A 19,146-nucleotide genomic window follows, 5' to 3' on the forward strand; every position below is an offset into this window, starting at 1 on the left:
CTTTTTTGTCGAACGTGTGATGGTAGATCAAAATCGGACGGAGAGATGCCGGTTTACAGGGACGGATGAAAACACCAATGCAACCACTGTGGATGACGTTCGGGCTCTGGCTTCGAATGCTTATCGCCAGCCTTATTGCCGCGCTTGGGATTGCAACGCTGCTCGTCATCGAGTTCGTGATGATCGCTGGCGTCACGGTGGTGTTCTTGACGCTCGCTCCGTGGGCGCTCGCCGTCTGCCTGCTTCTCGTCGTTCCCTGGCTCGTCGTCGCGACCGCCTACCGGTGGGTGATACCGGCCCCACTCGTGGTCGGTCGTCTCGGCCACGACCCCTTATCCGAAGCGTTCGAACTACTGGCACGCGGTATCGCGAGTCCCGATACTCGCGAGGTGCTTCGCTCAAGCGCCGTCGCCTTCGGACTGCTCGTTGCCTGGTTCATCGGTTTCGTTTTCGTCGAAACTAGTTCGCTGACGCCGTTTCGAGCCGTCGCTCCGCTCGCTGTTGTCGCCGGGGTCGTCGGTTCGCTCGTTCTGACTGGACGCCTCATCGCCGACGAACTGGGCGAGGGCGGCAGCGTCCAGCGACGACTCGAGGAGGAGATTTGCGTGTTTGAGCGCGACGAACTGGACGCCGACGATACTGAGCGCCTCGAGGATCTGCAGGCCCGCCTCGACCGGCTCGCGAACCAGGCGGGCGTTCCGGCCCCGACCGTTCGACTCGGTCGTGAACGGACGCCGATCGCAGCCACCGTCGGCGTCCGGCCAGAGACGTCAGCGATCGTCCTCTCGCGTGGACTGTGCGAGCAGCTTTCGGACCGTGAACTCGAGGGCGTCCTCGCCCACGAACTTGCTCACGTGCTTAACCGCGACGCGGCAATACTGACGTTCCTGTCGATCCCGCGGGTGAAAGCCCACACGATGCTCGAGACCGAACAGGACGGCCACCGAAACCCGTACCACCACCCGATCGTTGCCATTCCCATATTCGTCGTCGCCGGTCTGAGTCGGTGGGTCAGCACCGTCGTCGCTCGCTATCGCGAGTACGTCGCCGATCGGAGCGCCGTCGCGATCACCGGCGATCCCGCAGCACTGGCCAGTGCCCTCGAGACGCTGGATCGCGACCTCAAGTCTCGTCCCTCGAGGGACCTTCGTGAACACCGGTCGACGACGGTGTTCTCGATCGTGCCGCCACCGTGGGAGGAACACCCCTTCTTCGATCGGACCAGGTGGTTCATCGTGCGTCGAATCTTTGGCACGCACCCCCCGACCGAGAAACGCATCGATCGACTCCGCGAGACCGACTAGTGAAGAGGCCGACCCAACTATTCGAGCGCCGAGATCGAAGCCTCACTCGAGTGACTGGACGGCAGTGGCCCGATCGAACAGATCGATAGCGAACGGAACACACTCGACGATCGAAGTCTGGAGCTCAGAGTGGTCGTCCACGACGTAGTCCAACGGTTCTGTCGACCAGTCTCGGTACTCGTTCTGCGTCGGTGATTCGTTTCGATACCGGGTCGGCCGAGCGTAAGCCAGATTCCAGAACGAAGATTGGCAGACGAGTTCACTCGAAGCGATATGACTCTACCCGATGGATCGCAATGTACGTAGAGATGCTACCGAACAGTACGACGAGAAGAGCCGAAAAGATGGCACCAGCAGCGTTGATCACGATTTCGTGAACGCCAAATACAGACGTCAACCAATGACTGACGATTGCCGAGTGACCGAGAATCGTTGGGAGCGTTACCAGGAGAATCACCACAGAGTACACAGCAAAAGCGGTCTTGCTGGGAACAATCGCTTTCGTGCTTCGGGAGACGCTCACGGCTTCGAACCGTGGAAATACTGTCCCGATCCCCGTCGCGATAAACCCGGAACCCGCCGCGAGTATTAGCGCCGAGAATGAGAACGTAACGAGCGCTGTGGACTGGTGGGGACTCAAAATAACGAGGACTATCACGGCACCAACGGTAATCGGAGTTCCCAGAAGTGCGCTCGCAACAGCATGTCCACCGACGAGTGCCCGTCCAGGAACGGCTCCAAGCAGTGTCACAGGAAGTGTAGCACCTTCCGCCCCCAAGATATTCAGCGCAAACAACGATCCTGTGATCCAGATACCGCTCAACAGTACCCACAATGGGAGCGAGCGGCCGACGGTTCCCGTCTGCACGGCCGTCGTAATCGGTCCGATGAGAATAATCAACGGGTACAGCGTAAACGATAGCATGACCGGCGCACGACGGGCGCGCTTCCAGTCCACTTGGATTACACCGAGCAGTGGAGCTGGAACGATGCCAGTAAGTCTAGAACGACGCGACTCTGTTCGTTCCACGGATCGATCGTGTTCGATCGAGACGCCGTCTGCGTACCAGAGCCACTCGGCCAATCGGTAGAGCACAGGAATCGCGGCGGCCAGCAAGACACCTGAAATGACGAGTGATCCTCCTGCTCTGAGCGCCGAACCATCGACTTTAGTGCCAATTGTCGCGAGATCACCGTACCATCCAACTGGAGTTGGAGAAAGTACCTGATATGTCGGATCGAACACTGATACCAAATTTTGCGTCACGATCAGCCACAGATACGCAATCGCGGCTCCCGCAAGCAGAACCGTCCGAATGCGTGTGAGGAATTTGGATCGGACGCCACTGTTTCTCACGGCGAGTGCAACGATGAACCCGGTCACGAGTGCAGTGACCAACACCACACAGATGGTGAGTAGAATAAACGGTGTCGCTAACGGGGAGCCGAGGCCAATCGCGAACACCAGAGAGACGGCCGCACCGAACACCACCGCCGGTACTCCCCAGAGGAGCAACTCAGCGACCACCAGTCCACCGACCAACTCACGATGGGACACGGTCGTCAGTAACCCGTCAGCGTTGTCGGGACGTAGTGCAATCGAATAGGCTCGATATCCCCCGAGGCCAGCGACTCCGATCCACCCGTACACGAACGCCATCTGAATCCACTCGAGTGGCGTCTCGATCTCTCCGGAACCGATCGCCGCTCCGAAGAAAAACACGCCAGCCAGGCCTACAAGGGAAAAAGGAAGAAACACGACGAGCACAACGACACTCGCCACTAGCTGCACGGTGTTCGACGTAAGCGCCCGCCATCGCCGACGTAACTCGGTTATGGCAATCGTGCTGAGAAGTGTCCACTGAAACATTGATTAGACGTCCGGTGAGGTCGCACGATCGGTCGTGACAGCAAGGAATACATCCTCGAGGGTCGATCCAGCATCAGTCTCGACCTGAGCAGTCAACTCGATAGGCGTCCCCTCCGTGACGAGTCGGCCCTCGTAGAGGACGCCGACGAGATCCGCGAGTTCTTCGACGACAGAAAGGATGTGCGTCGAGAGAAATACCGTCTGACCTGCTGCCGTAACCTCTGTGATAACGTCGAGGACGGTTCGGGCCGCTCGAGGATCGAGACCGCTGGTCGGCTCGTCGAGGAAGACGACCGCAGGTTCGTGCAATAGGGCCTGAATGAGACCGACTTTCTGGCGCATTCCCTTCGAGTAATCGTCGATTCGTTTTCCGGCATCGGCCGTCAGGTCGAATCGGTCCATCCAGTGATCGATCCGCTGGTCGGCCTCGTCCGGGGGGATGTCTCGCAATCGAGCGAAGTACTCCAGTTGCTCGAGGCCGGTGAGTTCGTCGAACACAGGTGGGTCTTCGGGAAGGTAGCCAATCGATGCACGGATGGCATCACGGTCAGAAACCGGATTCCCTTCGATCCACGCGTCGCCACTCGTCGGCTTCGTCAGTGAGGTTAACATCCGCATGGTCGTCGTCTTTCCGGCACCGTTCGGACCGAGAAAGCCGTAGACACTTCCCTCGGGAACAGATAAATCGACGCCATCGACAGCAACGGTGGTCCCGAATCGTTTAGTCAAACCGGACGTCTCGATCGCGTAATTCGTGTTCGTCATTTTCAAATGCGGGTCGCATCGGAGGGTTAGTTTCGATACATCGAGGGCATCCATTAGTCAAGTGGATTCTCGTAAGGCGGTCACGTCAACTTCATCCGCTGTCGAGAAATCGACAGCTGGGTGCGCTACCGGCCGGGTTCGTAGACGCTTCACACACTGGCTCTTAATGCTGCGTGTGGTGGGGGCTTGTGATGTGAAATCGTGGAGGGGCCATGGCAGGGTAGCGGTAGAGTACTATATCTCTCGGAATTAGTTAAACTGTTCGGAGAGTAACAGTCTATTTGAGACCGAGTTGCCTTTCGACGAGCGATCACACTGGGAAAGATGTCCAGGAACGGACGTAGCTGAGGGTAATACACACTTCGTTCATGAGGATGAGACTACTGTGAGAGAAGTGTTGCACGAACTCGAGGCCACCGCTGATCGGCCGAGCGGAAGGGTGGAGACGACACGTGGATTCGGTACAGAGCAAACAATAGTATTTCAGCCGACGAGAACGATTAGGAGTCGAACTGTTTTTCGCCTCGCCGGATGAGGCCCTACTATGCGACTGACGGGACCAATCGGTCTGGCCGCTCGTGCCGTTCTCGCGGGCACTATCACTGTCGGGGCGTTGCTCGTGAGCGCATACACGGTCACGGTCTTCGTCACGGCGTTCCTCATGATTCTCCCGATGCAGCTTGGGCTGCTAGAGATCACCGAAACACGATTCTTGTGGGCGCTCGCCGTCGGTTCCGTGCTCACTCTCCCCTGTTTCGCACTCGTCATCGCCCACGCAATCAGGCGAGAGCGACAGCATCTGCTCGAGGGAACTGTCAGCACTGACTCGGTCGACACCGAAGCGGCCCGGATACTCGAGGCTACGGCGACCCGTCTTGCTAAACAGTTTGGCATCGCTACACCCGAGGTCCGACTACATCCGTCGAACGAGCCGCTTGCGTACACGACGTCCGGACCGACTGATCCCGTCGTCGCCATTCGACGGCAAGGAACGCCGTTCGTGGTAGTTTCGAGAGGGGTCGTCAGGATGCTCTCGAGGGCGGAACTTGAGGCTGTGCTCGCCCACGAATTCGCCCATGTGGGGAACGACGATCTGCAGTTGACCTCGTGGCTCCTCGTCCCACTGTTCGCCGCCGAGTTCATCTACGAGAACGACGAGAACGAGAAGTGGCAGTTCGATCCATTCGGCTGGACGATCACGGCCGTCGCGCTCGTCGGGCTGGGCGTATTCTCGCGCGGTCGGGAACTCGCAGCTGATCGGGCTGCCGTTGAGGCAACCGGCGATCCCGGCACACTCGCGTCGGCTCTCGAACGCCTTGCCGACCGTCGCTCACGACGACCAGCGACTGATCTCCGCCACACTCAGTCGCGGAGCGCAGTCAACGTCCTGCCGACACTCAACGAAGCCGGTGATCTGAGTGGCTTTCGTGCGACACATCCCCCGCTGGAGGTGCGTCTCGAGCAGCTTCGGTCGGTGGCTGCCTGACCGGTATCAAGATGCCGGTCCGAAGCGTGGACTCTGATGAATCGCTGTAATGTGGTGGACTTTAGATGCTTGATTTTACTATAATAATTCTAAAACAACATAGACTAATGCAAAGGATGTGAAAACAAACCCAAATATGAAGGTACCAATTGCTGTTTTCTGTAAACTGCTAATTTTGTCGCCGGTGTCTTTATCAAAGATGTATATTATATCATCAGAAGTTATTTCAACATTTTCACGGCCATCCGTTTTAGTTCCACTGAATGTTCCAATGACAGATATCCAGTCACCCGGCCTTATGGTTCCTTCAGTAAATCGCAACCTGTCTTTGAAATCAAAGTTTGTTGGATCAAACGGGATCGGGTCTCCTGTGGCTGTAGTCGGGACTGAGGATGAACCAGATATTGTGTATCTCGAATCGTGTGTGAGTGAAATGTCAGAACTATCGACATTTATATGGGCCGTTCCAGTATGGTCCTCAAGCATGAAATCAACAGATTCTTTTGTTTTTTCCAAATCTTTCCAATAGTGGTCATTTTCTGGATCTGCACTATCTCTTGAAGTTTTAGAGATTTTATATTCGTATACAACACATTCTTTACCTTCGATTGGAGATTTTATCGAATTGCCATAACCTATAACAGTTCCACTTATTTGTACCATATTTCCCCGACATAATGCTGCTGATATCGATATTTCATCTGATTTTTTAATCGCTCTCAATTTTCGAAATGGTTTGATAGAATACGCAATCATCATGATTCCGGCCGACAGAATTACTATAACAGTGATAATTTCATTCATACTCCTGTTACTAAGAGATGCCTGCCAATAGATATCTTGCTCGGAACGAGCGATTAATCGACTCGTCTTTGCCGTCCAGCTGTTGTAAAAGCCTCAACTGGCCCGTCTCACCACCTTCGTCTTTCGAGAGGACCTTGGTGAATCACTAGACGGCGGCGACTTACCGTGTATAATCTTGTCACTCAAGGCGTCACGATGGAGCAATTGTGAGTGTATCCTCTAGGAATCCGACGGTGACGAACCGATTAACCAATCTTAGGACGACTGCGAGACACTTCAACCCAATGCTGTATGGCGATTCACCAAAGCCAATTCGCCTGCGCCCATCCGTCCGTTTCTGGACGGCATGGGCAAAACGGTGAAGCCTCGGGGCTTATCGCCGAGGTACTTCACCGCAAACAACTGTCGTCAAATGCCAAATCTAGAAGTAACTATCGAAAAAAGGGCGATACCGAAACCGGCGATCATACACAGGATGCCGAGCAGCTGGATTCGATCCCTTAGATTGTCGGATAATACACTCTCATCGAACATCATACTATAGTGGAACAGCGCTGCTGGCCACCGAAAGCAGATGAATCCGACAGAAAGTAGTAAGAGCCCGACACCAACGTTCATACCAGTTGTTACAAATACGGCTTCTTTATTCAGCAACCGGCGTCATATTTCACGAGGAATTTCGGGCATTCTTTGGAGTTGCTCAGCGAGTGATTCACACTATTTTCTTAGTTTATAATAGCCTTTTCGATGGTACCACTCGGAGTTTTCCGAAGCCGTAGCGCGAGTGTCATCGATCCACGACTTCAGTCGTGGGCCTCCTCCTTGTATTTCTGTGAACCGCGGATTCTACCGAGGTACAGCGAGAGTGCCTCGGGGTCGTACGGAAGACTTCGTCTTCCGTGATGACGAGACGCGAAGCGTCTCGAACCACTTGACCCCGAGGCTGAATCTCGTAAGCTATATGATGAATCTCACCGTATTGACGAGTACAGTTGCGACGTGGATTAAAGACCTTAATCCGAAGCAACTGCGCGCAGTTGCGAGGAATGCGACACCTCTCAAAACCCGCGTCGTTAACGTGGTGAGACGGGTGTTGTCGGGTCGTGGTGGAGCGACCGACCCCCACGGACGCACCGAGCGTTCGGGTGTTAATTCCAACCGACCCATTCCGGGAAGGTCGAGGGGGATTACATTCGCCTGCGCCCATCCGTCCGTTTCTGGACGGCATGGGCAAAACGGTGAAGCCTCGGGGCTTGTCCCCGAGGTACTTCACGCCATTGATGTGTTTGAGCGGAAAAAAGAGTACCGAGAGCCCGGGAAGTGTCGAGAGGTATGAGGGCCGTGGCGAGACAACGTGGAGACGTGATCCATCGTGCTAAAGGAGAAAGACGACGACCTCGATCCCGAATCGAAGGGGAACAATCTCCTGGAAAGCACTGTTGAACCACCGTTGAGATCGGCCACTGCTGTCGTGTTGTGATCGATCTAGTCAGTTCAAATCGACGAAAATTAGTAACCCGAGCAGATAGTAATATTGTCTATCAAATGATGCGGGTGCTCCACGTTGACGACGAGTGTGTGGAGCAGACGGCCAATCGACTTGAATGCGCCGACGATCGGCTTACAGTCTGTTCCGAGACTGACCCGCAAGCTGCCCTCCAACGGATTCAAACCGAGCGGGTCGACTGTGTGATTTCGGGGTATCGTGTTCGTGGAATCGACGGTCTCGAGTTGTTCGAACAAGCGCGTGAGATCCAGCCCGGTCTGCCGTTCGTGTTCTACACCGGCTGGAATCCAGCAGATGTCGTCAGTGGCGCCCTCACCGCCGACGCCACTGAGTTCGTCCGCAAGTCGACCGAAGAGAACGATTACGAGTACAATCTTCTCGCAAAGAGAGTCACGAACGTTGTAGCTCAATCACACACAGAACAGAGACAAAGGGACGGTCGACTTGAGGAGGTAATCAGAGCGGTCCAATCAGCCCTTGTTAACGCGACTACGCGTGAGGAAGTCGATACGGCGGTCTGTGAGACGATCGTCGATTCCGAGCGGTACGCTGGGGCATGGATCGGCGAGTACGAGGAGGAAGATGACCGGGTCGTTCCACGGATGACTGCTGGTGTCAGGACTGAGGCTCACACGAAAGTCACGGTCTCGCTCAGTTGCGATGAGAAGCAGTATGGCGTATTAACTATCGCTACCGATCGACCGACAACTGTCTCCCCCGAGGAACGAGAGTTGTTCGACCATCTCGGGGAGACAATCACTCATGCTTACGACCGTGTGCGAACGCAGAAGCGATACGAGGGCCAGTATCGGGAGTTGTTCGAGGACGCACCGGTGATGATCGCGTTTACACGTGAGGAGGACGGTGAGCCACTCATCGAGGACTGTAACCAACGGTTCGCTAATAAGTTAGGATACACAGTAGCCGAGCTACGGGACCGGCCTCTCGCAGAACTGTACACCGAGGAGTCAGCCGAACGGCTACTCAGCAGCGGCTACGAACGAGCCCTGGAGAGTGATTTTACCCCGAAAGAACGCGAGTTTCTCACGGCAGATGGTGAGCAACTGTCCACGTTGCTTCAGGCCTCCCCTCGTCTGGACAACGAAGGAGAGGTTGTCGGCACCCATGCGCTGTACGTCGATGTAACCAGCCACAAACGGGCCCAGAAGGTGCTCAAGCGGGCAGGAGCGATGGAAGCGTCGATTGACGGGGTGGCAATCCTCAACGAAAACGAGGAATACATTTATCTTAACCAGGCCCACGCAAAGATCTACGGCTATGACGATCCAGAACCGTTACTCGGCACTACTTGGCGAGAACTCTACGAGGACACCGAAATCGAGCGGTTCGAGGACGAGGTCTTTCCGGCTCTCGAAGACGATGGCGAATGGCGTGGAGAGGCAACCGGCCTCCGTGCAGATGGTACCACGTTCCCACAGGAGCTGTCGCTCAGCTACTTTGAGGGCGGAGACATAGTCTGTATCGTTCGGGATATAACTGCCCAGAAAGAACGAGAACGAACGCTCCGTGCGTCGAAACAGTCCTACCAAGATCTGTTCGAGAACATCCACGAGATGGTATTCGTTCACGATCACGACGGGAACATTCTCTCGGTCAATCAAGCAGCCTGTGAGACACTTGGGTACAACAGGGAGGTTCTCGAAGACCGTCACATGGCTGAGATCCATCCCGAGGAGTTCCAGGTTCCCGACAAATGGGATATTAAAGACGAGTCGCCGAAGATTTTCGAGGTGGAACTCGAAACCAGTGACGGGCAACGATTGTCGGTGGCAGTCTCACTCAACGAGATTGAGTTCTTCGGCTGTGAGGCGGTCCTTGGCGTCGCGCGAGACGTCACTGAACAGCGCGAGAAGGAAGCCTACCTCGAGAAGTCCCAGGAGGTCGGTAACATCGGGTGGTGGCGAAAGGATATGTCCACCGATCAAACCATCTGGTCTGACCGAGTGTACGAGATGTGGGGGGTAGAAGAAGAAAAACGAGTGATCGGTGACGATACCGTCCTCGAGTTGTTTCACCCTGATGACAGAGAAGACGTCGACGAACAGTTAGCAGCCGCCCTCAAAGGCGAACCCTACGACGTCGAACACCGTATCGTCACCCCCGACGGCGAGGTACGGTGGATGCGCCAGAAGGCAGATGTCAACTTTGATGAAAGCGGAGAGCCGGTCTCGATGATAGGAATCGTTCAGGACATCACCGAACAGAAGGTCCGTGAGCAAGAGCTCCAGCAATTCCGCGAAGCCGTCGAAGAGACCGCACACGCGGTATACATCACTGACAGGGATGGTCGAATCGAATACGCGAATCCCGCAGTCACGGAGATTACTGGCTACGGAGAGAAAGAACTCCTCGGGGCACGCCCAAGCCTGTTTGGTTCCGGAGAATACGACGACTCCTACTACGAGGTGCTTTGGGATACGGTTCTCTCGGGTGAGAAATGGCAAAACGAAATAATAGACGAACGAAAGGACGGCGAACAGATCGTTCTCGACCAGACGATCACGCCGATCACCGGTCCCGACGGCGAGATCAGCAACTTCGTCGCAGTCGCTCGAGACGTGACCGACCGCAAACGCCGCGAAGAGTCACTCGAACGCGCTCATAATGAACTCCGGAAGGTAATCGATCTGGTCCCGGACCAGCTATTCGTAAAGAATCGTGACGGCGAATACGTCCTCGCCAACGAGGCAACGGCCGACATCTACGGCCTTTCGCCGATGGACCTCGAGGGGAAAACCGACTTCGAGTTACTCCCCTCCAAGCAGCAGGTCCGAGAGTTCCGTGAGGACGACCTCGAGGTGATCAACTCGGGCGAGCCGAAACGGATCCCGCAAAAAGAGTTGACCACTGCCGACGGTGAGACCCGACTGTTCCAGACAACGAAGATCCCCTACGAGGTCGCGGAGACCGGCGAAGATGCCGTTCTCAGCTACGCCCGTGACGTGACCGATCTGAAAGCGTACGAGCAACGACTCGAGAGACAGCGAGATAACCTGTCCATGCTCAATCAAATCGTTCGTCACGACATCCGGAACGAACTCCAGTTGGTGTTAGCATACACTGAGACCCTAGAAGAGTATGTCAAAGAAGGAGGACAACAGTACGTCGAACAGGTCCTCAACAGCGCACGTAATGCCGTCGAAATCACGGAGGAAGCCCGAGACGTAGCACAGGTGACGCTGAAAGGTGGCGTCGAGCCAACGTCGGTTGACCTTCTGTGCACGCTCAACGCGCAAATCGACGAGGTTCGGTCGAGTTACGAGAGTGCCGTTATCCAGACTCGAGGAGAACTTCCAGCTGTTGACGTTGTCGCTGATAACATGCTCGACTCGGTATTCAGAAATCTCCTGAAAAATGCTATCGAACACAACGATTCGGAGGTTCCGGAAGTAACGGTTTCTGTGACCGACACTGACGATCACGTCGTCATCCACGTTGCAGATAACGGTCCAGGAATTCCCGACGAGCGGAAAGACAGCGTTTTCGAGAGAGGAGAGATGGGACTCGAGAGCGACGGAACAGGGCTTGGACTTTACCTTGTTGAGACACTCGTCGACGGATACGGTGGTACGGTCTGGATCGAGGACAATGATCCGAACGGCACCGTGTTCAACGTCGAGCTACCCCTTACAGACCGTTGACATCCACTCTGCAAGCGGAGCAAGCCGAGTGCATCGGGGCTTGACCTCGAGCTGATCGATCCTGAGTGACGGGACATGCTCCTTGGCCTACTGGGAGACCAATATCACTCCAATGACTGCGAAGATTATTCCAGCAGATCTCGTTATCGTAACGTCGTCTCCAAGAAGGACCATACCGATGAGAGCCGCGACGACGAAGTACATCGCACCGAGAGTCGAAACGACGGTTGTTGATCCCCCTGAAAGGCCGATGTACATCGAAATCAGGCCAATTCCGGTGAATAATCCGGCTATGCCAGCGAGCAGTCCTCCTTTCGCAGTAATGGCGAGCGATGCGTCCGAAACGAGGATGTACCCGAGTGCAAAAGGTGTCGCGACGAGATAAGAGATCGCAGCGGCCGTCCTCGGGTCGATAGACTCCGACGCAGCGTTGCCCAAGACGACCCAGATTCCCCAAGTTACCATTGTAATCGAACCAAAGAACACAGCCGAATCTATCTCAGAAAATGCCATTATGATGATTCAACGTACTCCTTGAACAGTGACGACCAGAGACGCTCGAGGCGATCGGCATAGAACGGTAGGACTTCCACGGCGGGAAGGTAGAACTTTGGGTCAGTGTCGCTGCCTTGGTCATCGGCACGATCTCTCTGTGACATACATGATGTATACCAGCCGTGCCCGGATTGGTCTCTCTGTTAATCGAATAATCCATTTATATCGGGTCTAGAAGAGTTATGCATGCCACACCGCTCTCGCAGGGTGGTCGGTGAATACAGTGAGGAAGACGAGGGCGAGCAACAAGGATGATAGAGAGACGAGCGTATACCCCCTATCCTCCGGTGGGTGACGAATGTTCCGACACCCTATCGAAGTTAAGGAGCGAACAGTCGCGGTTGAGGGGACAGCGGAGCGTGACAGCTCGCCGTTTTCTTGCAGTGCCGGATTTTCCTCACAGTTTCATTTCGACGCAAGATAGCTGACTCGTAGTTGCGAAGGGCACCACCGGAGACGCATACTCGTGCGGATGCTGTATCCCTGCCTACTCACTCAGCTCCGTTTCGCTCCTTGAGGACGGGGCTTAGCGCCATCTCTTTGGGCTAAGGACACCTACCCTATAGAAAAGTGAGCGATATTAAAGCAGTAGTCAGAATCGAGCACCCTGACATAGTGCTCACAAAGACAGTCACACACGACCAAAGTGCGAAAGTCAAGTCGGTGTTAGAGGCAGGAACTGATCCTACATCGGGGAAGTTTTTCTATCGCATACAGTCATCTGATTTCCGCCAGTTCGAAGACGGGCTACGGAAGGATCACACCATTGGCGAGTTTGAACGGGTTATCGAGACCAGAGACGAGAAGGCGATCTATAGTTTCACGTACACAGACGAATCGAAGATTATCTCGCCAATTATTTCGACCGCGAACGGTGTCATACTCGACATGAAAAACGACGGAAACAGTTGGGTTCTAACAGTGTGGATGCCTGATCGGACGAATCTGGCCACTCTATGGGACTATGCAGAACAGAACGGCATTGATATCGGTTTGCTGCGCGTGAACGAATACGCTAGTTTAGGGAGTACAGACGCAGGATTGACCGATAGCCAACGAGAGGCACTCCTCGTCGCACTCGACACAGGGTATTTCGAAGACCCACGGAACGCAACTCTCAGCGAAGTGGCCACTAATCTGGATATCTCTCAACCTGCAGCCAGTGGCCTCCTTCGGCGTGGGATCAAACGACTCATCATTTCTTCTCTGATGGATGACAGTGAAAAGCCAGATTGATGATCCAGGTTCGAAGAGCCGGCACGCGAGCCGAAGTTGGGCTAATTCGAAGCTCTCCACGTTGAGTCTGGCTTCTATCACCATCGAAGATTCCCTACGCGACCGTTCGCCAGCCGGTAAATTGGGATGGAAAAGTGCTTTGGACAGATCGCCAATACTGTCCCATGGGCGTACTACACGAGGGTAATTCCGCCGTCGACGACCAGTGATGCACCGGTGATGAACGCTGCCGGTTCGGAAGCGAGGTAGACGATCGCACTCGCCAGCTCTTCAGGATCGCCCTGTCGGCCGACAGGTGTTGCATCCACGGCCGCCTGAATTGCGTCTTCGTCGGCAACCTGTTCGGCAGCACCGGTGTCGACCATTCCAGGAACGATAGCATTCATCGTGATCCCGTCAGGTCCGAGATCGATCGCGGCACTTCGGGTAAAGCCAACGACCCCACCCTTGCTCGCCGCATAGTGCGATAGGTCACCCGACCAGCCAACATGACCGCCTGCCGCTGATGAGACATTGACGACCCGACCATAGCCCGCGTCGCGCATCGCTGGAAGGACTGCCTTCGTGCAGTTGAATACGCCGGTCAAGTTGATATCGATCACCTGTTGCCAGTCCTCAGCAGTCATCTCCTCGAGCGTCGCTGTCGGGAAAATTCCCGCGTTGTTCACGAGAATGTCGACACGACCGAACGCCTCGAGTGTGTCCTCGACAACTGACTCCGCTGCCTCGCGGTCGGTGACGTCGAGTTCGCGTACGAGCGCATTCGCTCCGCGCTCTTCGACCGCTTCGCCGACGTCTTCACGTTCGGGGATGACGTCCGTCACGACGACGTCTGCACCCTGTTCTGCCAGCAATAGCGCAGTCTCCTCGCCGATGCCGCCTCCTGCTCCAGTAACAATCGCCACTCGGTCAGTAAAGTCAATCATTGCATTGTACCCTCCGAGCCAAAGGATGATAACCCTATCAGTGGGGGCGAACGCGTTCTGTTAACTGGCTGGCATCAATAAAGATGGCATATAAGTTATATTCTTGTGAGCTGTCCATTCCAACCCGTTCGCTTGCGCTCGTTCCGTACCCGAAGCACCTCGCCTATGAGATGAACAGGCGCAAAACTTCGCCCTTCAGTACGGAGAGGATGTCAATCCTGTTTGAGACTGCGAGAAAGGGAGCGACACACTGCATTGCAATTCCCGCCAGCCGTATACCCAGAACGGGACAGCCGCCAGTCCATCAGCTGCTCAGTCGGGAAATTTCTGCTGGTTAGTCGGATACGCATGACGTTGATCCACCGTCGTGTGGCACTCGGGGCAGATCAGAGACCGGTATTCCTTCGACTTCTCTTCGATCCACTCGCCGTATATCTGTTCTTCATACCCGCATGTCTGACAGATCAGACTCAATTTGGTTTTGCTGGACGTGTTCGTTGAAGGGTAGGTGTGAGCCATCAGATGTAATTACGATTGGCCGAATATATGGGTTTCTGAAACCACTATTAGTTACCACAGTGGCGCCTCCATCGATATTTGTCCTATGACGCAGGATCTGGTACAGCGTACCACCTATCGCGTACTGAGAACATCTTCGGTTGGGAGCAGAACACGGCCAGTGATGGTAAACAGGACACCGATTCCGACAAGCACGGCACTCGAGTCAACCCACAACCAGAAGGTGCCCGTATAGGCCGTAACGGCACCAACGAACGTTCCGACCAGTAGCGTTCCCAGACCGAAAAGAATCAGCGCTTTGGCTATGCTAGTCATAGTACGCTACTACTGTCGAACAGCATTAACTGTTCTTTTCGCGGAAACGCTCTTAACCAATTAACCATGGCTAATCAAGCAATATAATGAAAATATCTGTGGTTCAATCGCAGACTGTACATTGATCGACCCATTCCAGTTGGTGACGAGAAAGAAGCAACCGGGGCAAAGCGAGTGGTCAAGATCAAGCAGTCAATCCGAAAGCGGGGCTGTCGTGTCCGGGGGCTGTCGGTAACCAGTCACTTGTTCAAAGACACAGAGCATCGGTTCCTCGAACTATGCATCGAACCGTGGAATTTCGGCCGGCTCCACGAGCGTTGTACCGAAGTTCGACATGATAGCTAGCGCTCTTTCGGTAACGTTATTTAGAAGGTGAATTTAAACTAACTCTTTTATTGTTATTAACAATATTTGATTAAGTATTACAGTACGTTGTATATGCTGCATCGAATTCTCGTCGCGGCGGTTGCTGGAATTGTGAACCCATATCCCTCGCGGTATAGGGGTTTTCCAACACGGTCAATAACTCCTCGAATGTGGATAGGTCCCCAGCTTCGAGATATTCGTCCAGTGCCTTTTCAACCAGATAGTTGCGGGGGATATACCGCGGGTTGGCGTCCTGCATCACCTCCTCTTCTAGGCCGACAGCAGCCAATTTCTCTCTCAGCCGTTCAAATTCTGCAGTTGCAAACACTGGGTCATCAAACCTACCGGGCGCCTCTAATTCGAGGAATGTATTGGTATAGTCAGCGTTCGATTTGCGGAGCCACTCCAGGAATTCATCGACGAGTTCTTTCTCAGCGTCTGAGTTGATCCCCAGTTTCTTCCGCATCATCGTGTAGTATTGCACAGCAAACCGGTTCTCAAATTCATCTAGTTTGCCTTTGAGTTCATCATGCGTGAGCGCAGATTGTTTACAGAGCGGTTGGAGTGCCTCTGCGAATCGTTCAAGATTCCACTGCAGGATGCGTTGTTGGTTTCCGAATGCATATCTCCCGTGCGTATCGATTGAGCTGAACACCGTCTCCTCATCATAGTAATTCATGAACGCGCAGGGTCCATAATCAAATGTTTCTCCGTTGACGCTCATATTGTCCGTATTCATGACGCCATGAATGAATCCGACACGCAGCCAGTCAACAACCATCTCAATCGACGACTGCATGACTGCATCGAAGAACTCTAGATATGTGCGATCCGTTTCATTTAGCTGCGGGTAATGTCTGTCGATAACGTAATCAGTGAATCGCTGTAATTCGTCGGGTCCTTGGCCTGCAACATACTGGAAGGTCCCGTATCGAATGTGGCTGTTCATCACTCGGACAAGGATGGCCCCGGGTTCTGTCCGGCGTCGTCGGACTGCTTCGTCGGTTTCGACAACTGCCAGGCTTCTCGATGTTTTGATGTTTAAATTCTGCATCGCATGTGAATACAGAAATTCTCTGAGCATCGAGCTGACAGTTGCGTTACCATCGCCTCTTCTGGAGTACGGCGTCCGACCAGACCCTTTCAGTTGAATGTCATATCTATTACCATCGTGTACATGCTCGCCGAGTATCATCGCCCTTCCATCACCTAGGACAGTAAAACTCCCATACTGGTGGCCTGCATATGCCTGCGCGATTGGTTCCTCCAAGAGGTTCTGGCCTGCTAGAACGTTAGCATTGAGCTCTGCTGTATCCAATCCAAGATCAGCACACAGTCGGTCGTTAAGAAGCAGAACTTTCGGATTAGCGATGCGCTTGGGCGTTACCCTCGAATAAAGGCTTGAGTCTACACTTTTGTAAGTGGTGTCAAATGAAAAGGGCATTTAGTTTCATATGGTGTTATGTCCCTTGGTGTATTAACCTTGTGCTCGAGGTTGTTAACAATCGATTGGTTAGAGAAGCTCTAGTTTGGGTGTGCTGCATATACACTCGATATCTTACTTGTCTTTCTCACAGGATGTTTTAATTACTTGCGACCGCATTGTATTGCATCTTTCTGTGAAGCACTCTTGCCACATCGATGCCATTACGCAGAGATGTCAGCTACGGCGTTGTTGCACCGCTACCACAGCTAGTTCTGAGGGAGTTTCCGACACGACCAAGCTATTAAGACTGCACAGTGTAAGTGATTACAAATGACTCATATTTCAATCACCGACGTGGCCGACGACCTCGATCCAGCTGAACTCCAGCACAAGGAAGTGCTCACTGCGGGGCCACTCACCATCGAAGTCGGAAAGTATCCGGCTGACAGTGCTGTCCCAAAGAATTCCCACAACGAAGAGGAACTGTACTACATCCTGTCGGGATCAGGCAAACTCCGCGTTGGCGACGACACTCACGAAATTAAGACAGGTGATCTCGTCTATGTGGAACCCGACCTCGAGCACGATTTTTTCCACATCACCGAGGAGATTACCGTCCTGATTATCCTTGGACCATCGGCTAATCCCACCTCGTACGGTATTCGTGAACAAGACAAGTGAACTACCTGCCCTACCGCGCTCGAGCCTACTCGATCCTCGCTTGCTGATTGGTACAGCCAGTGGCCGTCCATGACGGACAGGCATAAACCTTGAACTATCCCAACTCAGCGGTGCGGGGCCGTGAGAATCTTCGTCCTTCAGGGCGCAGAGGATGTCAAAGCGAACGTGGTCCGACGAAGCCGAAGAACACAATCGAAGACATCGCTTTTCCCTGCTGGGAGGCAAACGGCTTTACTCACAGCAGCGAGTATGTTGGAGTAACGATGTCAGAGGCCCGGTTCGATACGTCATCAGTAACGCCATTACACTGGCTCGCGGTCGCAATGGCACTACTTAGCGCCGTTGTTCACCTCGTGTTGGGCCTCGAGTTTCTGCCCCACTGGATGGGAGTGTCGTTCGTTCTCTCGACTGGCGGCTTCGTCGGTGCGGTAATCCTCTTTTTTGCGAACGTTCGGCGGCCGCTGCTCTATCTGGTCGGCATTCCCTACACCGGCAGTCAGATCGTTTTCTGGCTGCTAGTCGACCCCGGCGGGACGGACCTCGCCCTGGAAGTCATCGACAAGACCGCACAGGTGGTTCTCGTTATCGCTCTCATCGTTCTCTATCGCCGTGACACCTGACTCTCCAGGGAATCGTCGGTCGCCCCTACGACAGCTTCGTGGGAAACTCGTCGTGGGAATCCGTCATCGACTCACCGCACCGTTGACCGCTCGAATCCCGATCGAATCGTACAGACAATACCATCGGCTCCGACGTCGAGTCGCCCCAAACCGGTATACCGACGCCAACCCGTTTATGATCGTTCGCGTCGATCCGACCAAGATCAACCGGAGCGTCCTCGAGTGGACCCCTCGGCTTCCACAATGGGGCCGAGTCGTCGGCGGCGACTGGGACCGTCGCTGGGAGCCGTTCGAGGATCGGGCGGTCTACCGTGGATTGTGTCAACGCTATCGAGAAGAGATGGCATGGGAAGAAACCGCGCTCTACGAGGCATTCCTCGACCAGCTAGAGCGATTTGGTAATGCCTGGGAGCACGGCTCGGTGACGGCGTTCGAAACCCGGTGCCGGGAGATCGATCGCCTTTACGAGTCGATACGCGACCAGGGGTATCGCACGCAAGCCGACCTCGCGGACGTCTCCGAGCCGCGACTCGCCCACCTGCGAGACGAGATCAACGTTGACGTCGGCCGGGACGGGACGCTCTACTGGCGGACCTACGGCCAGCATCGGCTGGCGATCGCGAAACTACTGGATCTCGAGACCGTTCCCGTGGTGATTCATCGACGACACCGACAATGGCAGGCCGTTCGCGAACGATTCAGAGAGGGAGAGGAGCCGCCTCGAGCGGCCGGCGGCGACCTGCACCCGGATCTCCGGGATGTGCTCGCTGGTGACCACTGGTGAGCGGATGACCGAACTCGAGGGGCCACCCAGAGAAGGAAAAGAACGGTTCAAGAAGAACCGAGGTGAAATAATAACGCTAGCTTTATTGTTATTAACCCAAGTGTTACTAGGTGCGAGAGACGCAGAGCGAGTACGGACTCAGCAACGTGCCCCATCTCTCGCGAATAGTCGATAGCCAGCACCCAGTGGCGAACCCACCCACTTCGCCCATACCTACCCTTTCAATTGGCAGCGTCGATGCGACGTGATCTGTGACGGGGCTTTGACTACCAGCAGCTATTGTAGTATCTACGTCGGCGAACTCGAGGCCGTCGTGTGAA

At 54.5% G+C, this 19,146-nt stretch carries 14 protein-coding genes; 7 read left to right on the forward strand and 7 right to left on the reverse strand.

All coding sequences use genetic code 11. The annotated features are described in order from the left end of the window. The first annotated feature begins 77 nt into the window (after positions 1-77). Positions 78-1,304: a M48 family metallopeptidase gene (locus AArc1_RS00865; protein ID WP_228442302.1), complete on the forward strand. Its 1,227-nt coding sequence runs from the start codon at positions 78-80 to the stop codon at positions 1,302-1,304. A 259-nt stretch (positions 1,305-1,563) separates the two neighbouring features. Here the strand turns inward: AArc1_RS00865 and AArc1_RS00870 are convergent, their stop codons facing one another. Together AArc1_RS00870 and AArc1_RS00875 are read right to left on the reverse strand one after the other, a co-directional pair. Beyond that, positions 1,564-3,174 carry a hypothetical protein gene (locus tag AArc1_RS00870; protein WP_117362485.1) on the reverse strand — a complete coding sequence of 537 codons (1,611 nt, stop codon included), beginning with the start codon at positions 3,172-3,174 and terminating at the stop codon, positions 1,564-1,566. 3 nt (positions 3,175-3,177) lie between these two features. Next, positions 3,178-3,939 carry an ABC transporter ATP-binding protein gene (locus AArc1_RS00875; protein WP_117362486.1) on the reverse strand — a complete coding sequence of 254 codons (762 nt, stop codon included), beginning with the start codon at positions 3,937-3,939 and terminating at the stop codon, positions 3,178-3,180. 544 nt (positions 3,940-4,483) lie between these two features. On the opposite strand from AArc1_RS00875, the gene AArc1_RS00880 reads away from it, so the two are divergent. Then, entirely contained in the window at positions 4,484-5,425 is a 942-nt protein-coding gene (locus AArc1_RS00880; protein ID WP_117362487.1) for a M48 family metallopeptidase, read from the forward strand. Between the two features lie 78 nt (positions 5,426-5,503). Here AArc1_RS00880 and AArc1_RS00885 read toward each other — a convergent pair whose 3' ends face one another. Continuing rightward, positions 5,504-6,229, reverse strand: coding sequence for a GIDE domain-containing protein (locus AArc1_RS00885; protein WP_117362488.1), 726 nt, complete (start codon positions 6,227-6,229; stop codon positions 5,504-5,506). A 1,545-nt stretch (positions 6,230-7,774) separates the two neighbouring features. Between AArc1_RS00885 and AArc1_RS00900 the strand changes: the two genes are divergently transcribed. Continuing rightward, on the forward strand, positions 7,775-11,398 hold the full coding sequence (locus AArc1_RS00900; RefSeq protein ID WP_117362490.1) for a PAS domain S-box protein: 3,624 nt from the start codon (positions 7,775-7,777) through the stop codon (positions 11,396-11,398). 87 nt (positions 11,399-11,485) lie between these two features. On the opposite strand, the gene AArc1_RS00905 is transcribed toward AArc1_RS00900, so the two are convergent. Then, positions 11,486-11,911 carry an EamA family transporter gene (locus AArc1_RS00905; RefSeq protein ID WP_117362491.1) on the reverse strand — a complete coding sequence of 142 codons (426 nt, stop codon included), beginning with the start codon at positions 11,909-11,911 and terminating at the stop codon, positions 11,486-11,488. 612 nt (positions 11,912-12,523) lie between these two features. On the opposite strand from AArc1_RS00905, the gene AArc1_RS00910 reads away from it, so the two are divergent. Continuing rightward, positions 12,524-13,189, forward strand: a complete 666-nt coding sequence (locus tag AArc1_RS00910) for a helix-turn-helix domain-containing protein (RefSeq protein WP_117362492.1) — start codon at positions 12,524-12,526, stop codon at positions 13,187-13,189. A 173-nt stretch (positions 13,190-13,362) separates the two neighbouring features. On the opposite strand, the gene AArc1_RS00915 is transcribed toward AArc1_RS00910, so the two are convergent. From AArc1_RS00915 to AArc1_RS00930, 3 genes are all read right to left on the reverse strand, one after another. Continuing rightward, positions 13,363-14,115, reverse strand: coding sequence for an SDR family NAD(P)-dependent oxidoreductase (locus tag AArc1_RS00915; protein WP_117362493.1), 753 nt, complete (start codon positions 14,113-14,115; stop codon positions 13,363-13,365). A gap of 633 nt (positions 14,116-14,748) precedes the next feature. Next, complete coding sequence (locus AArc1_RS00925; protein ID WP_117362495.1) at positions 14,749-14,949, reverse strand: hypothetical protein; 201 nt, start codon at positions 14,947-14,949, stop codon at positions 14,749-14,751. 415 nt (positions 14,950-15,364) lie between these two features. Further along, positions 15,365-16,759: a protein adenylyltransferase SelO gene (locus AArc1_RS00930; RefSeq protein WP_117362496.1), complete on the reverse strand. Its 1,395-nt coding sequence runs from the start codon at positions 16,757-16,759 to the stop codon at positions 15,365-15,367. A 312-nt stretch (positions 16,760-17,071) separates the two neighbouring features. On the opposite strand from AArc1_RS00930, the gene AArc1_RS00935 reads away from it, so the two are divergent. The 3 genes from AArc1_RS00935 (at position 17,072) to AArc1_RS00945 (ending at position 18,826) form a co-directional block, all read left to right on the forward strand. Then, positions 17,072-17,422 (forward strand): cupin domain-containing protein, encoded by a 351-nt coding sequence (locus AArc1_RS00935; protein ID WP_117362497.1) that lies wholly within the window; start codon positions 17,072-17,074, stop codon positions 17,420-17,422. A 263-nt stretch (positions 17,423-17,685) separates the two neighbouring features. Further along, complete coding sequence (locus AArc1_RS00940; protein WP_117362498.1) at positions 17,686-18,042, forward strand: DUF7475 family protein; 357 nt, start codon at positions 17,686-17,688, stop codon at positions 18,040-18,042. A 175-nt stretch (positions 18,043-18,217) separates the two neighbouring features. Continuing rightward, entirely contained in the window at positions 18,218-18,826 is a 609-nt protein-coding gene (locus tag AArc1_RS00945; protein ID WP_228442304.1) for a ParB N-terminal domain-containing protein, read from the forward strand. Positions 18,827-19,146: the final 320 nt, after the last annotated feature.

Source organism: Natrarchaeobaculum sulfurireducens (genome assembly GCF_003430825.1).
Lineage (GTDB): Archaea > Halobacteriota > Halobacteria > Halobacteriales > Natrialbaceae > Natrarchaeobaculum > Natrarchaeobaculum sulfurireducens.

Bases quoted from the DNA above. Each gene is read 5' to 3' on its own strand.
- AArc1_RS00875 (WP_117362486.1), bottom strand. From the start codon at position 3,939: ATGACGAACACGAATTACGCGATCGAGACGTCCGGTTTGACTAAACGA.
- AArc1_RS00930 (WP_117362496.1), bottom strand. From the start codon at position 16,759: ATGCCCTTTTCATTTGACACCACTTACAAAAGTGTAGACTCAAGCCTT.
- AArc1_RS00865 (WP_228442302.1), top strand. From the start codon at position 78: ATGCAACCACTGTGGATGACGTTCGGGCTCTGGCTTCGAATGCTTATC.
- AArc1_RS00870 (WP_117362485.1), bottom strand. From the start codon at position 3,174: ATGTTTCAGTGGACACTTCTCAGCACGATTGCCATAACCGAGTTACGT.
- AArc1_RS00900 (WP_117362490.1), top strand. From the start codon at position 7,775: ATGATGCGGGTGCTCCACGTTGACGACGAGTGTGTGGAGCAGACGGCC.
- AArc1_RS00935 (WP_117362497.1), top strand. From the start codon at position 17,072: ATGACTCATATTTCAATCACCGACGTGGCCGACGACCTCGATCCAGCT.
- AArc1_RS00880 (WP_117362487.1), top strand. From the start codon at position 4,484: ATGCGACTGACGGGACCAATCGGTCTGGCCGCTCGTGCCGTTCTCGCG.
- AArc1_RS00945 (WP_228442304.1), top strand. From the start codon at position 18,218: ATGATCGTTCGCGTCGATCCGACCAAGATCAACCGGAGCGTCCTCGAG.
- AArc1_RS00905 (WP_117362491.1), bottom strand. From the start codon at position 11,911: ATGGCATTTTCTGAGATAGATTCGGCTGTGTTCTTTGGTTCGATTACA.
- AArc1_RS00925 (WP_117362495.1), bottom strand. From the start codon at position 14,949: ATGACTAGCATAGCCAAAGCGCTGATTCTTTTCGGTCTGGGAACGCTA.
- AArc1_RS00885 (WP_117362488.1), bottom strand. From the start codon at position 6,229: ATGAATGAAATTATCACTGTTATAGTAATTCTGTCGGCCGGAATCATG.
- AArc1_RS00940 (WP_117362498.1), top strand. From the start codon at position 17,686: ATGTCAGAGGCCCGGTTCGATACGTCATCAGTAACGCCATTACACTGG.
- AArc1_RS00915 (WP_117362493.1), bottom strand. From the start codon at position 14,115: ATGATTGACTTTACTGACCGAGTGGCGATTGTTACTGGAGCAGGAGGC.